Source organism: Aminobacter carboxidus (assembly GCF_014863355.1).
Classification (GTDB): domain Bacteria; phylum Pseudomonadota; class Alphaproteobacteria; order Rhizobiales; family Rhizobiaceae; genus Aminobacter; species Aminobacter carboxidus.
Genome location: NZ_JACZEP010000001.1, coordinates 166,280 through 180,550 on the forward strand (window position 1 = coordinate 166,280; position 14,271 = coordinate 180,550).

At 59.7% G+C, this 14,271-nt stretch carries 12 protein-coding genes; 7 read left to right on the plus strand and 5 right to left on the minus strand.

From position 1 onward, the window contains the following. Positions 1-292: 292 nt before the first annotated feature. The 7 genes from IHE39_RS00790 (at position 293) to IHE39_RS00820 (ending at position 7,551) form a co-directional block, all read left to right on the plus strand. Positions 293-1,600: an NAD(P)/FAD-dependent oxidoreductase gene (locus tag IHE39_RS00790; protein WP_192565185.1), complete on the plus strand. Its 1,308-nt coding sequence runs from the start codon at positions 293-295 to the stop codon at positions 1,598-1,600. 92 nt (positions 1,601-1,692) lie between these two features. After that, the gene (locus tag IHE39_RS00795) at positions 1,693-1,893 is read left to right on the plus strand and encodes a YgaP family membrane protein (protein ID WP_192565186.1); all 201 of its coding nucleotides are present in this window, start codon (positions 1,693-1,695) and stop codon (positions 1,891-1,893) included. An 11-nt stretch (positions 1,894-1,904) separates the two neighbouring features. After that, positions 1,905-2,867: an efflux RND transporter periplasmic adaptor subunit gene (locus tag IHE39_RS00800; RefSeq protein ID WP_192565187.1), complete on the plus strand. Its 963-nt coding sequence runs from the start codon at positions 1,905-1,907 to the stop codon at positions 2,865-2,867. After that, positions 2,864-6,058, plus strand: a complete 3,195-nt coding sequence (locus IHE39_RS00805; RefSeq protein ID WP_192565188.1) for an efflux RND transporter permease subunit — start codon at positions 2,864-2,866, stop codon at positions 6,056-6,058. The genes IHE39_RS00800 and IHE39_RS00805 overlap by 4 nt, the downstream gene beginning before the upstream one ends. Before the next feature lie 74 nt (positions 6,059-6,132). Beyond that, entirely contained in the window at positions 6,133-6,513 is a 381-nt protein-coding gene (locus IHE39_RS00810; RefSeq protein ID WP_192565189.1) for a hypothetical protein, read from the plus strand. 4 nt (positions 6,514-6,517) lie between these two features. After that, entirely contained in the window at positions 6,518-7,129 is a 612-nt protein-coding gene (locus tag IHE39_RS00815) for a DedA family protein (protein ID WP_192565190.1), read from the plus strand. A 245-nt stretch (positions 7,130-7,374) separates the two neighbouring features. Further along, positions 7,375-7,551, plus strand: coding sequence for a hypothetical protein (locus tag IHE39_RS00820; RefSeq protein ID WP_192565191.1), 177 nt, complete (start codon positions 7,375-7,377; stop codon positions 7,549-7,551). A gap of 392 nt (positions 7,552-7,943) precedes the next feature. Here IHE39_RS00820 and IHE39_RS00825 read toward each other — a convergent pair whose 3' ends face one another. The 5 genes from IHE39_RS00825 to IHE39_RS00845 form a co-directional block, all read right to left on the minus strand. Next, positions 7,944-8,852: a CehA/McbA family metallohydrolase domain-containing protein gene (locus IHE39_RS00825; protein WP_192565192.1), complete on the minus strand. Its 909-nt coding sequence runs from the start codon at positions 8,850-8,852 to the stop codon at positions 7,944-7,946. Continuing rightward, complete coding sequence (locus IHE39_RS00830; protein WP_192565193.1) at positions 8,842-10,509, minus strand: dipeptide ABC transporter ATP-binding protein; 1,668 nt, start codon at positions 10,507-10,509, stop codon at positions 8,842-8,844. Before IHE39_RS00830 ends, IHE39_RS00825 begins: the two co-directional genes overlap by 11 nt. 1 nt (position 10,510) lies before the next feature. Next, complete coding sequence (locus IHE39_RS00835) at positions 10,511-11,395, minus strand: ABC transporter permease (protein WP_192565194.1); 885 nt, start codon at positions 11,393-11,395, stop codon at positions 10,511-10,513. Next, on the minus strand, positions 11,388-12,347 hold the full coding sequence (locus tag IHE39_RS00840; protein ID WP_192565195.1) for an ABC transporter permease: 960 nt from the start codon (positions 12,345-12,347) through the stop codon (positions 11,388-11,390). The genes IHE39_RS00835 and IHE39_RS00840 overlap by 8 nt, the downstream gene beginning before the upstream one ends. A gap of 96 nt (positions 12,348-12,443) precedes the next feature. Next, a complete protein-coding gene (locus IHE39_RS00845) occupies positions 12,444-14,036 on the minus strand; it encodes an ABC transporter substrate-binding protein (RefSeq protein WP_192565196.1) in 1,593 nt (530 codons plus the stop codon). Positions 14,037-14,271: the final 235 nt, after the last annotated feature.

Here is a 14,271-nt window from a genome sequence, read left to right on the forward strand (position 1 = left end):
TCTGTCCCGTCAGCCCCGAACTTCCAGTGCTTAGCGCATCAACTGGGATGTCTTGTGCATCGAAATAGGTGCGGTCCCTTGTCTGAATGACACGCTCACTCATTGCGTTTCCCAAGCTGCGTCGACTGGCAACATGGCGTTCGCTGCTGGCTGGGACATTTGGCGCGGTATCAGTCGGTCGCTTGACAAGGATCAATGTCCAACTGGTGAGGAGGCCGTATATCACAGGCGTTCGGCGGCGCTGAAACAACGGTTTGTAGCGTGTGCGAGGGCATCACAGCGGGAGGAATGCATGGCGCATGTTGTCGTTCTCGGTGCCGGGCTTGGCGGCACGATCATGGCCTATGAGCTTCGCAAAGGTCTTGGGAAAGAACACAGGGTTTCGGTTGTTTCCAATGGAGACCGCTATTCGTTCGTACCTTCCAACCCTTGGGTTGCGGTCGGCTGGCGCGATAGGGAATCGATCGAAGTCGACCTTGCACCGGTGTTCGCACGCCACGACATCGCGCTGCATCCACAAGGCGCCAAGCGCCTGAAACCGGCAGAGCGTCGCATCGAACTCAACGACGGATCTTCTGTTACCTATGACTATCTGGTGATTGCCACGGGTCCCGAACTGGCTTTCGATGAGATCGACGGGCTTGGACCTGACCACAACTCGCAGTCCATCTGTCACATCGACCATGCCCTCAAGACAAAGACGGCGTTCGATGCGTTGGTCGACAATCCAGGTCCAGTGGTCGTCGGCGCTGTGCAGGGCGCTTCGTGCTTCGGTCCCGCCTACGAATTTGCATTCATCCTCGAGAAGGCGCTGCGCAAGGCCAAGGTTCGCGATCGGGTGCCGATGACCTTCGTCACCTCGGAGCCGTATATTGGTCACCTTGGCTTGGACGGTGTCGGCGACACCAAAGGGCTTCTCGAAAGTGAGCTGCGCCAGCATCACATCAAGTGGATCTGCAATGCCAAGGTTGACCGAGTCGAGCCGGGAAAGATGTCCGTCTCGGAAATCGCCGACGACGGGTCCTTGAAGAAGGCGCATGAACTCCCGCAAGTATTTTCAATGATGCTTCCGGCGTTTCGCGGTGTTGCGGCCGTATATGGCATCGAAGGCCTAACCAATGCTCGCGGCTTCATTGTCGTCGACAAGCATCAGCGCAGCACCGCCTACCCGGATATTTTCGCAATCGGTGTGTGCGTTGCCATCGCGCCTCTCGGAAAGACCCCGGTCCCGACCGGCGTTCCAAAAACGGGCTTTATGATCGAATCCATGGTGACTGCTGCAGCCCGGAACATTGACCGACTGGTTACAGGCGCCGAGCCGGATGCCCAAGCAACATGGAACGCGGTTTGCCTGGCCGACCTGGGCGATTCCGGCGTTGCTTTCGTCGCTCAGCCGCAGATCCCGCCGCGCAATGTCAATTGGTCGTCCTCCGGCAAATGGGTTCATACGGCGAAGGTCGGCTTCGAGAGGTATTTCCTGCACAAGGTCCGGACAGGCAAGGCCGAGCCGTTTTACGAGCGTCTCGCCTTGCAGGTGATGGGTGTCGACAAGCTGAAGGAAATCAAGATCGATGACGGCGCGGCTACGCCGCATGTCTAAGTGCTTGATGCTTTGCCGAGCAGGACATGCGGCGGCACGTTCCGGCTCCCTATCCAAAAGTCACGCCTTTCCCAGACAGATGGAGATTACCAATGACGCTTGACCGTTCCGTTCTCGCATTTGCCGGCTTCATGGTGCTGCTTTCGGTGGTGCTCACGATTTGGGTTTCGCCCTTGTTCGTTTGGCTCACGGTCTTTGTTGGCCTGAATCTGGTGCAATCCGCGTTCACTGGATTCTGCCCGGCAGCGGCCGTCTTCAAGATGCTCGGCGTCAAGCCGGGCCGCGCCTTTTAAGGTTCGCCGAAATGCGCACGTTCCTATTGGTCGCCGGGCTGCTCGCGTGTGGACCGGCATTGGCTGGAACCCTGACGCTCGCTCCCACGCCGGTGATCGAGTGGAAGGCGGTCTATGGTCGGGTCGAGGCACGCGATACGATTCCTGCGCGTGCCCGCATTGGTGGGGTAATCGTCGAACTCAATGTGAGTGAGGGCGATAACATAAAGGCCGGGCAGAAGATCGCCACGGTGCGCGATGACAAAATCGCCTTTCAGATTGCAGCGATCGACGCGCAACTTCGCGCGCTTGAAGCGCAACTTGTCACGGCAAGATCCGAATTGGCCCGCGGGCAGACCCTGGTCGAAAGGGGCGTGATGACCGCGCAGCGTCTCGACCAGCTTCGGACCTATGCGGATGTTACACAAAACCAACTGGCTGCAAGCGAGGCGCAACGATCGGTCATCGTTCAGCAAGGCGCTGAGGGAGAAGTATTCGCGCCCGGCGAAGGCCGCGTGCTGACCGTGCCGGTGACACGGGGCGCCGTCATCATGGCCGGCGAAGTGGTGGCCACGATAGGCGGTGGCGGCGTTTTCCTGCGCCTGGCGATGCCTGAACGCCATGCCCCGCTGCTGAAAGAGGGGGCCTCGATCCGTATCAATACGAACGGCGCGGACTCGACCGGCCGTCTCGCAAAGATTTACCCACAGATCGAGAATGGCCGCGTTCTCGCCGACGTCGAGGTCGAAAAGCTGGAAACGGCTTTTATCGGTGCCCGTGTACTCGTCGAGGTTCCGGTTGGCGAGCGCTCGGCACTGCTCGTGCCGGCCGCATCCCTTGAAGCCCGGTCGGGGATCGATTTTATCCGTGTCATGGTTGGTGACGTCGAGATTGATCGGGCAATTGTGCTGGGCGAGCGGATCGCAGGTTCTGACGGGGACTACGTCGAGGTCCTGACTGGACTCTCCGTCGGCGATGTCGTGATCACGCCATGAAGCTCCCGACGAATTTTGGTATTGCGGGGGGCTTAACGCGAGCCTTCATCGCCTCGCCACTGACGCCGCTGTTCCTGGTCGCGGCCTTCGCGTTCGGACTCATCGCTCTGTTGACACTTCCACGTGAGGAAGAGCCGCAGATTTCGGTTCCGATGGTTGATATCCTTGTTCGCGCTGACGGCCTGAAGGCCGATGATGCCGTCAAGCTTGTCACCGAACCGTTGGAAATGATCGTCAAAGGAATAGATGGCGTGGAGCACGTCTATTCGCAAACTGGCGACGATCAAGTGATGGTAACTGCACGTTTCATCGTTGGAACTTCATCCGACGCCGCAGTGTTGCGTGTCCATGACAAGGTTCGCGCGAATTTGGACCGCATTCCGTTCGGCGTCCCCGAACCGCGCATCGTCGGCCGCGGCATTGACGATGTTGCGATCGTCACGCTGACGCTTTCGCCGAACCCAAATATGGCCGATCGCATAACGGCGAACGATTTGACGCGCATCGCACGCGAATTGCGCACCGAGATTGCCAAGATCGACGACGTCGGGCTGACTTATCTTGTCGGCGAAACGGGAGAGATCATACGGGTGGCGCCGCGTCCCGAAAAGCTCGCTCTCTACGGCGTCACACTGCAGCAGCTTGCAGCGAAGGTTTCCGGAGCTAACAAGGCTATTCCTGCTGGGTGGGCTAGGGACGATGGTGAGCAGATCGCCGTCATTGCGGGCGAGACGCTGAGTTCACCAAACCAGATCGGCAATCTGTTGGTTACGACGCGTGATAACCGTCCAGTCTATGTCCGTGACGTGGCCGACGTTGCCTTCGCAACCGACACGGGGGAAATTCTGGTATCGACGGTCTTACGATCGAAAAATGGAGTTTCGCGCGTTCCTTCGGTCACGCTGGCCATTGCCAAACGTGCCGGTTCGAATGCAGTGACAGTTGCGGAATCGATCCTGCACCGGGTCGAAATGCTAAAAGGAAGCCTCATCTCGGGCGAGGTGTCGGTCGAAGTCACACGCAATTATGGCGAGACCGCCAACGAAAAGGCGAACGAGCTACTTTATCACCTCGGGCTCGCCACGATCTCGATCATCCTTCTTGTCTGGCTGGCCATTGGGTGGCGTGAAGCCGTGGTCGTCGCTGTAGTTATTCCCGTAACGATCCTGCTTACCCTCTTCGCTTCGTGGTGGATGGGCTATACGCTCAACCGCATATCGCTTTTTGCCCTCATCTTTTCGATCGGCATTCTCGTTGACGACGCCATCGTCGTCATCGAAAACATCGCGCGCCACTGGGGCATGGGCGACGGCCGCGAACGCAAGGAAGCTGCAATTGAGGCGGTTGCGGAGGTTGGCAATCCGACCATCGTTGCCACACTTACGGTCGTCGCTGCGCTTCTGCCGATGCTTTTCGTATCGGGGATGATGGGACCCTATATGAGCCCGATCCCTGCAAATGCGTCGGCAGCGATGATCTTTTCGTTCTTCGTGGCTGTCACGGTAACACCTTGGTTGATGCTCAGGATTGCCGGTACGGCAACCCCGATCAGTCACCATCAGGGCCATGGCGGGCTGTTTGGCCGCACCTATGCCGCCGTGGCGCGTCCGATCCTGTCGTCGAAAATCGCAAGCTGGTCGTTTCTGCTCGCAGTCGGCATTCTTACCCTCGGTTCCCTTGCGTTGTTTTACACCAGGGATGTGACCGTCAAGCTGCTTCCCTTCGACAATAAGTCAGAGCTATCGGTCACGATCGACCTGCCCGAGGGCTCCTCCGTCGAAGCAACCGACGGGGTTGCGCAGGAGGTTGCGCGCATAGTTCTGGCCCTGGAGGAGGTGATGTCGGTCCAGACGCATGCCGGGGCTGCGGCACCTTTCAATTTCAACGGCCTGGTGCGCCATTCCTTCTATCGGACGGAGCCGCAACAGGGCGATGTCGCAATAAACCTTCTGCCCAAAGCGGAACGCATCCGCTCCAGCCATCAGATCGCGCTCGAGATTCGAGAGCGCATCAAGGTCGTTTCCATGCCGTTGGGCGCCAGCCTAAAGGTTGTCGAGCCGCCGCCTGGACCACCCGTCATGGCAACGCTTCTCGCAGAAGTCTACGGACCCGATGGCGAGACCCGCCGAAAAGTCGCGGAGAAGGTCGAGATGGCCTTTCGGTCGGTTCCATTCATCGTCGACATCGACAATTCCTACGGGCAGCCCGCGCGTCGCCTGCGTATGCGGATTTCAACCGACGACGCCGAGTTCTTCCATGTCGAAGAGAGCGACGTCTTCGACACGATCGCAATCCTCAACGGCGGCACGACGGTCGGCTATTCCCATCGCGGAGGCGGCCGGCAGCCAATCCCCATCCGCATCGAGCGGCCGAAGGGCGATAGGGTTGTCGACGAGCAGTTCTTGGCGACGCCGCTTCCAGCCAACGTACTGCCGGGTGATCGCGGCGTTGTCGAACTCGGCGACGTTGTGCGGGTCGCCGAAGAGCGTGCGTCGTTTCCGGTATTCAGGCACAATGGCCGCGCCGCCGAAATGGTAACGGCTGAACTCGCCGGAACGTTCGAAGCCCCTCTTTACGGCATGCTTGCGGTGCGCGAGGCCATCGACGCGCAGGACTGGACGGGGCTTCCGAAGCCCGTCATCTCGCTGCATGGCCAACCGCAGGATGAGGGTTCTTCGACGCTCCTTTGGGATGGCGAATGGGAGGTTACCTGGGTGACCTTCCGCGACATGGGCGCAGCATTTGTGGTCGCGCTGCTTGGCATATACATATTGGTCGTTGCGCAGTTCGGCTCCTTCAAGCTGCCGCTTGTGATCCTGACACCGATACCGCTGACCTTCATCGGCATACTAGGTGGCCATTGGCTGCTTTCCGCACCATTCTCGGCGCCCTCCATGATCGGATTCATAGCGCTCGCTGGCATAATCGTGCGTAATTCAATCTTGCTTGTCGATTTTATTCGTCATGCCAACACCGGCGAACTGCCTCTGACCGAGATACTGATTGAAGCTGGTTCAATTCGTTTCAAGCCGATTCTCCTCACCGCGCTCGCGGCGATGATTGGCGCGGCGGTAATTCTGTCGGATCCGATCTTCCAAGGGCTCGCGATCTCGCTGCTGTTCGGTCTCGCTTCATCGACCTTGCTCACGGTGCTCGTCATTCCGGCGATCTACAGGGTGCTAAGGACGTAGGTGAGAACTCAACGAATGACCCGTGCAAGTCCCACCGAAAAAACTCCAGCAGACATGCAAGGTCGGGAAGGGCAATGCGCATCCGCTTGAACAAGATGCCGGGCCGCCTGGCAAATTTGATCCTACTGGCTGCGTTCGTCACCGCACTTGTTGCCAGTGGGTTCTTCGCCATTCGCCTAACGGTCCATACGATCTACTGGTCATCGCACCGCGAGGAGCCGATCGAACCATGGATGACAGTGGGCTACGTGGCCCACTCCTACAATCTGGAGCCGAAAGCGTTGTTCAGTGCGCTTAATCTTCCGATTGGCGTTTCGGACAGGCGGACCCTTGGCGACATGGCATCGGCCAAGGGCGTTTCGTTTGAGACGCTCAAGTTCACCATCGAAGCGAGCATACGCAGGAGCCGCCAGCAATTGAACGGCGAACTGTCCGATAGAATGAGCGGCAGCTAGTCCCATGAGCGACGCGGCGATGACTTTTCTGTCGAATTATGGAGCCTTTGCGTTGTTTGGCATCCTTGCTCTTGGAAGTCTCGGTGTGCCGCTTCCCTCATCGCTCGTCCTGCTGATGGCGGGTTCGCTGGTGGCGCGCGGCCAATTGGATTTGGTCTCGATCTTCGCGTGGGGGATTGCTGGCGCGGTGTTGGGTGATCAGGCGGGCTACCTGATTGGCCGCTTGGGGAGCGAGGGACTGGCCGAAAGGCTAGCCGAGAGGTTACATATGGCCGCCACCCTTGACCGTGCGCGGACAGCAACTATCCAATGGGGGGCTATCAGCGTCTTCCTTAGCAGGTGGCTGTTTAGCCCGCTCGGTCCGGGAATTAACATTGTTGCTGGTATGATGGCCTATCCTTGGTCGCGCTTTACCGTCTGGGGTGTCTTCGGCGAAGCTGTCTGGGTGTTCCAATATGTTGGGTTGGGAATACTCTTCAGTCGAAGCATTTTGGGCGTTGCCGACATTCTCGGCGATTTGACCTGGTTCCTTGTGTTTGCCGTATTTGCCGTTTTGTTTGGCGTCAAGATTCTTTATGAAAGGCGAATTGGCTCGGCTCCGTTGCAGTCGCATTAGCTTCTTCGGAGTTGGTGAGATATCCTTCGTCGAAATACCACGTTCGAGCCCGGTGCCTATCGGATTCCCGGTGGCGACCTCCGGCACGCTCTGTTGCTCAGTGCAACGCGCGCACAAACAACCGATGGACCGAGAACCGGATGAGCGGCGCCGAACTCCGGCACCCGGACGGCGCATCCTTCCGCACAAGAAACACCATTAGCCTGGAACCGCCTCATTGATCTTGCCACCGCAAGGTGGATACGATGGTTCATCGGCGCTGCCATATCGAGATCGTGCGTCACGGTCACGTCGGATTTGCCGTCGTCGCGGAACGAAACGTTCAGGCCTTCGAAGCCTGCGAGTTCTTCGAGATCGCCGAGACGGATGCGCGCCAGGTGATCCGCGAGACGGCGCAGCGCGGTCGGCTGTCGGTGCTGTGAGCGATAAAAAACCTAGTTAGATCAATGATCTAACTGGGGATCAAGCAATCGAGTGGGAGTGACGGATACAAACGGCGGCAATCGCGTAATTTCGGCGGCGAAATCCGCCGGCGCGCAATGTCATTGCATAGCTCATTCCGCTGACCTGGCGTTCTCCATCGACGCCTTGCTAGTCCGATCTGCTTCCATCTTCGAGTTTATGTAAAGTTGCCTTAAGGGACGGGATCGCCTTGGCGTCGAACGGCGCGCGTGCGGGGCAACATAGGCGTGAAGATGATCGAGAGGGCGACGGGTAGGACCGCCACGGTAACGTTCCTGATCGTATTTGACACCGCAGATACGTCGGCGCCATCGCTGTCGTGATTGTGATGGCGCCGCAGCCTTGGGAGGCTTTAGAGGTAGATCGGGTTCGACCAGGCCAACTTGCCGTCCTCGTCGATAACCACCACCCGGCACCAGTCGCCCGCAAATTTTTCCCATGGCAGGCGGGCCGAGGTCATGCCTGTTCCGGACGCTTTTTCGTTCCTGGATGCACGTCCGACCAGCGAAATCTGAAAGCAAGGCGAGGTGTCGATCGTAATGAAATCGTCATCGACGGCGACATTGTTGATCTCCGGCCCCTGGCTGGAATAGTACCGGCCAAGCTTCAGCGCTTCGACCAAAGCGTCGGGTTCATTCTGTTCGGCCTTGACCATGACCCAACCGCCGAATGCGTCGCGGTTCTGGTCTTCTCCGGCTACCCAATGAGCGTCGTCGCAGGCGAGGGCATTGATGCGCCTGCCGGTGTTCAGGATGTCGTCGAGATAGTAGGATCCGCCGCCACGGCCGTTAAGAATCTGGCTGGTGTGATTGTAGACCTCCACAGCATGGGCGCCAGGGATTGACGCCGCGTCACCAGCCGTCAGCGCATACCATTCGGGATGCGGAATGGCGACGAACGCGCCGGCATCCAGACAGCGTTGTGCCAGCTCCGGGCCTGTCTCATTTGCCGTGTTGGGCGGAAAATCGGCTGGCAGACCGACCGCCAGAATATGCCACTTTTCTCCTTGCTCGGTTGCCGGGGCATGGCACTCCGCACCCAGGATGGTGGTAAAATTGTTGGTGCGGAACGGGCGCGTGTCGGCGATGGGGTAATCGTAATGCGGCATGAAATGATCTGAGAGACAGATGAAGTCGTAGCCGCGCTCGCGATAACGCGTGCAGACTTCTTTCGGGTCCAGCTTTCCATCGGAGAGCGTCGAATGGGTGTGCAGGTTGCCCCGGTAGAAGTTTCCGGGAGCTGCGAAGGCCTCAACTGACATGCTTTACGGTCCTTTGCGCCGCTTGTGCGGACGCGGTTGAAAATGCATCGAGAAGTTTTCGCGTGTAGGGCGATTTCGGGTTGGTGAGGATGGTGCCGGTGTCGGCGTAGTCGCGCACCTGGCCCTTTTCCAGAACCAGGATCTGATCCGACATTTCAGCGACCACTGGCAGGTCGTGCGAGATGAACAGGTAGGCTGTGTTGTGCTCCTGCTGCAGCCGCTTCATCTGCTTCAGCACCTGCGCCTGCACCGTGACATCAAGGGCTGAGGTGATTTCGTCGCACAAGACAAGGTCGGGCTTGCAGGCGAAGGCGCGAGCGATCGCCACGCGCTGCTGTTGCCCGCCTGAGAGTTGGCGCGGCGAGCGTGCAAGCAGGCTTGCGTCGAGGTCGAGTTCCTGAAGCAGTTCAACGACCCGGTCGCGGCTGGCCGCGCGGGACATGCCGAAGAATATCTGCAACGGCCGCGCAATGATCTGCTCGACCGTGTGCTGCGGATTGAGCGAGGAGGCGGGATCCTGGAAAATCATTTGGACGCGCCTGCGCAGGTCGCGATCGCGGCTGGTCGCCAAGCCCGTGAGTTGCTTGCCTTCGAAGAGGATTTTGCCGCCATTGCCGTCGACCAACCCGGCGACAAGGCCAGCGAGCGTCGACTTGCCGCTGCCGGATTCGCCGACCACGCCGAGCGTCGAGCCAGGGGTGATCGACAAAGAGATGTCGTCAAGCGTCCGGCTCGGTGCCGGGCCTGGGAAAAGCCGGCGCAGCAATTTTGAGCCGCCACCTCCATAGGTGAAGTCGAGATCACGAACCGACAGCACCGGTGCGTCGACGGCGACCTTCAGCGGCGCCGACTTGGCGTCCGATCTCAGTTTTGGAATGGCTGCGATCAGCGAGCGGGCATACTCGGTTTTCGGCTGCGTAAAGACCTCGAGCGTGGGACCATCTTCAAGTACCTTGCCCTTCTGCATCACCAGCACGCGCTCGCACATGCGCGCCACGACGTTCAGGTCGTGGCTGACATAGATCAATGTTGTGCCGGTGCGCTTCTGCAGGCGGCTGACCAGGTCGAGCACCTGCGTTTCCACTGTCTTGTCGAGCGCGGTGGTCGGCTCATCCAGGATGATCAGTTCGGGCTCGGCAACGAGTGCTGCCGCGATCACCACGCGCTGGCGCTGGCCGCCCGACAGCTGGTGGGGATAGCGCTTGAAGATCGCGGCCGGGTCGGGAAGCTCCATTGCCGCCAGCAGTTCCAGCGCCTTGTCGCGGGGCGTCAACGAACCTGCGGCATTGTGCTGGCGGATCAGTTCGACCATGTGCTGGCCGATCGTGCGGTGCGGCGTCAGCGACGATAGCGGGTTCTGCGGCACCATCGCCGCCTTTCGGCCGCGGAACTGCAGCAGCTGAGCAGCATCGAGCGACAGGATGTCGGTGCCTGACACCAACACGCTTCCTCCGGCGATGCGAGCGCCTGGACGCGTGTAGGCGAGGAACGCGCGCGCCAGCGAAGACTTGCCGCAGCCGCTTTCACCGACGATGCCGAGCGTCTCGCCCTTGCCGATGGAAAAGCTGATGTCGTCGACGGCAGCCAGTTCGGTGCCCGGTCCGGTCTTGTAGACCAGCCTGAGGTTGCGAACGTCGATGTGCGGTATCTGGGTCATGTCAGCCGAGCTCCGCCGTTGCGATGCCGAAAGCGCGCGACAAGCCGTCGACCATGAAGTTGACGCCGATGATCAGGCTGGACAGCATGATCGCCGGCAGCAGCAGGAACCACGGATCGGTGAAGACGACGCCCATGGCCTCCTGCACCATCAGGCCCCAGTCCGGCGTCGGCTGGCTGATGCCAAGTCCAAGAAACGACAGGCCGCTGATGCGCAGCACGGCAGACGAGATGCGCACGGCCAGCTCGACACCCAAAAGGCCGATCAGGTTTGGGAAAATCTCGCGCAGCATTACAGCCAACCGGGTTTCGCCGCGTAACTCCGCGGCGCGTACGAAATCCAGCGTCGACAGGCTTATCGTCTTGGCGCGCACGACACGTACGACGCCCCAGGTGTAGACAACGGCGACGACGGGGATCAGCGCACTGACGTCCTTGCCTAGCGCCAGCGTCAGGATGGCGATCAAGATGAGGTCGGGGATGGACATCATCGAATCGACGATGCGCATGACGATCTCGTCGGTACGGCCGCCGATGTAGCCGGCGACGACGCCCAGAATGGTGCCGACAAAGAGCGAGATCGCGACGCCGAGAAAAGACACCATCAGCGCGATGCGGCCACCGGCCACCACGCGGCTGAAATAGTCGCGTCCGATCTGGTCGGTGCCCATCAGGAATTCCCAGGACGGGCGCTGCAGCGGTGCGCCGACAAGTGCGCTGGTGTCGTAGGGCGCGATGATCGGCGCCAGCAGAGCCATCAGGAGATGCGCGACGACCAGGATGATCCCGATCAGCGTCGCGGGTTCCGAAAGCGCGCGGCGCAGGCGCGGCGAGCCGAACAGGTCGCTAAGACGACGCCTCCTCGTGTCGATCAATATGTTAGCCATTGGATGACCTCGTGCGTACGCGCGGGTCCAGCGCCAGGATCGCCAGGTCGGCAATGAGGTTGGCGAAGACGACGGCAAGGGCGGCCAGGAAGGCGATGGCCTGGATGGTTGGGATTTCGCGTTGTGAAAGCGCGCGCAGCAGTTCGCCGCCGGCACCGGGAAACTTGAAGACCGCTTCCACCACCACCGACGTCGCCAGCAGACCGGCAACGAAATAGGCGGTAGCGTTGAGCATTGGGATCAGGGCGGAGGGCAGCGCATGGATGACGCTGATTCGCCACTGCGGAATTCCGGCCAGCCTGGCACGCTCGACATAATCACTGTTCAGCGCCTCGACCATACCGGCGCGCAGGAGCCGGAACTGATAGGCTGCGCCATGTACGCACAAGGCGATGACCGGAACGATCGCCGCAGCCAGGATCGTCAGCTTAGGTGCGTTGGTGGGCGCGAAGATCACGGCTGGCACCAGGCCCAGCCAGACCGCGAAGACAATGACGAAGACGTTGCTGACGACGAAATCGGGCATCGAATAAGTGAACAGCGTCGTCGTGCTGATCGCGTTGTCGAGGCGACCGCCGGGCTTCAGGCTGGCCAGCACGCCGAGCGCGATGACCAGCGCCAGCATGACGACGAGTGCGAGGCCGGCCATGATCGCCGAATTGACGATGGGGTGGAAGATGCGCGTCGCCACGGACTCCTTCTTCATGATCGTGGTGCCGAAATCGAATGTCATGAGCTGGTGCCAGACTTCGAGAAACCGAACCGGGATGGACCGGTCCATGCCCAATTCGCTGCGCATCTGGGCCAGTTGCTCAGGCGAGTAGAACTGCAATTCTTCCGCCGGGATGGAGGCGGTAAGTGCGTCGCCTGGGAGAACTTCGGTGCCGAGAAACACGATCAGTGCGGTGAAGCTCAGGATGAAGAAGGCCATGAACAGCCGTCTTCCGATCATTCTCGCGATGCTTGCCAACATTGCTCCGCCTCCCGCGCAAGTGATGTCAATTCAGGAGCTGGGGTGACCCAGCTCCTGAGCCTGGTTGCGAATCTCTCAGCTCTCGATCCATACGTCGTCGAAGCGGCTGGACCAGTTTTGGGAATGCGACTTCAGGTTCTGAACCCCTGGCGCGTGCGCCAGCATGTTGCGGCGTCCGCCAAGTACGATAGCCGGCGTGTCCGACTGCAGGATCTTCTGAAGCTCCTGGTACATGCCGATCCGCTTTTCCTCGTTCGGCTCGGCGATGGTTTCAGCGTAGAGCTTGGCGTAGGCGTCGGCCTTCTCGCCCGTCCACGCACCTTTCTCGACGTCGTTTGCCACCATGCGCCCGAGGTTGATCGCGGGATTGCGCGGCCCGACCACACCAGCCGAAGGGCGTCCATAAGGCGGGTTCACGCCCTTCACATAGGCATCAAACCCGTCGGTCGGCATTTCGCGGATATCCATGTTGATGCCGGCCTTCTTCAGCGATTCCACCACGATCGCCATGATGCGAGGCATTTCCGGGAAGGATGGCGAGAAGACGATCGGCGGCAGGTCGATGCCGTTAGGATGACCGGCTTCCGCCAAGAGCTTCTTTGCCGTCGCAATGTCGAAGGCCTTGTCGCGCGGTACAAATTCACGGTTCAGACCCGACATCTGGGTGTCGTTGCCGACCCAGCTTCCGGGATCGTTGTAAACGATCGTATTGATGGCTTCGCGGTCGATGCTCAGGCTCATGGCAAGGCGCACGCGCGGGTCATTCCAGGCGATGTCTAGGTTCTTCGGCATCGAGATCAGGAATTGATCGCCGCCCTTGGACTTGTGCACGATACCGCCCGCACCTTCGAATTGCGCGGCCGTCGTCGGGTCGATGTTGAAGACTGCGTTGAACTGGCCGGAGCGGAAGCCGTTGATCGCTGTCTGCGAATTGACGACATATCCCTCCAACTCGTCGATGAAAGGGCGGCCTTTCATCCAGTAGTTTTCATTACGTACTGCCTGGAAGCCGCGGCGGTTGTCGACCGAGACAAGCTTGAAGGGGCCGGTGCCGATGCCATCCGTGAGGATCAGGTCGGGTGCCGCTGCCGGAGCGATCGCCAGGCGATACTCGGCAAGCGCGTATGGCCATTCGGCATAGGGCGCGTTCAGGATGAAACGAACGCCATACTTGCCTTGGGCCTCGACCTTTTCGAACCACTTGGTGATGAAGCTGCTGCCCTTCTGGGCGATATGGGCGTTGAACGAGGCGACGACGTCTTCGCTAGTCATCTCCTTGCCGTTGTGGAACATCACGCCTTCGCGCAGCTTGAAGTCCCAGACTTTCAGCGTGCCATCGGATGGCGCCCAGCTCTCGGCCAGTTCACCCTGGACATTGTAGTCGTGGTCGATCCACACCAGGCTGTTCCAGATCGAGCGGGTCAGCAGGTCGATCCAGTAGTAGGGGTGCTTGCCGTTGTCGGAACTGCCCACCGCCCAATTCGGATAGGTCTGGCCATAGATCAGCTTGCCGCCCGTCTTCGGATTGGAACCGGCAGGCAGGGCGGCCCAGGCCGGCAGCCCGTCCACGGTCTGTGCTGCCGCCGAACCGGTGATGAATGGCTGAACGCCAAACGCCGAAACACCGAGTCCGAGAAGCTGCAGAAATTCTCTCTTCGTAATGGCCATTGTTCCTACACCTTCGCGTTCTTGCGGGGCGAAATGCCCGGCAAGTGACAACCTTTTTTGGGATTTCGCTACCAGCCCTTCCGAGCGGACAGCGCCAATTAGGGGACGATTACAACACGAGAGTGACAGTCGGCCTTGCAGGAGTCTAATCTGATATATCAATGAAGCCATTGATCAGATCAATGGTTCGGCAAAATTCATTGAGGAAACAAAATATCAAGTCCGACGCGGCCAA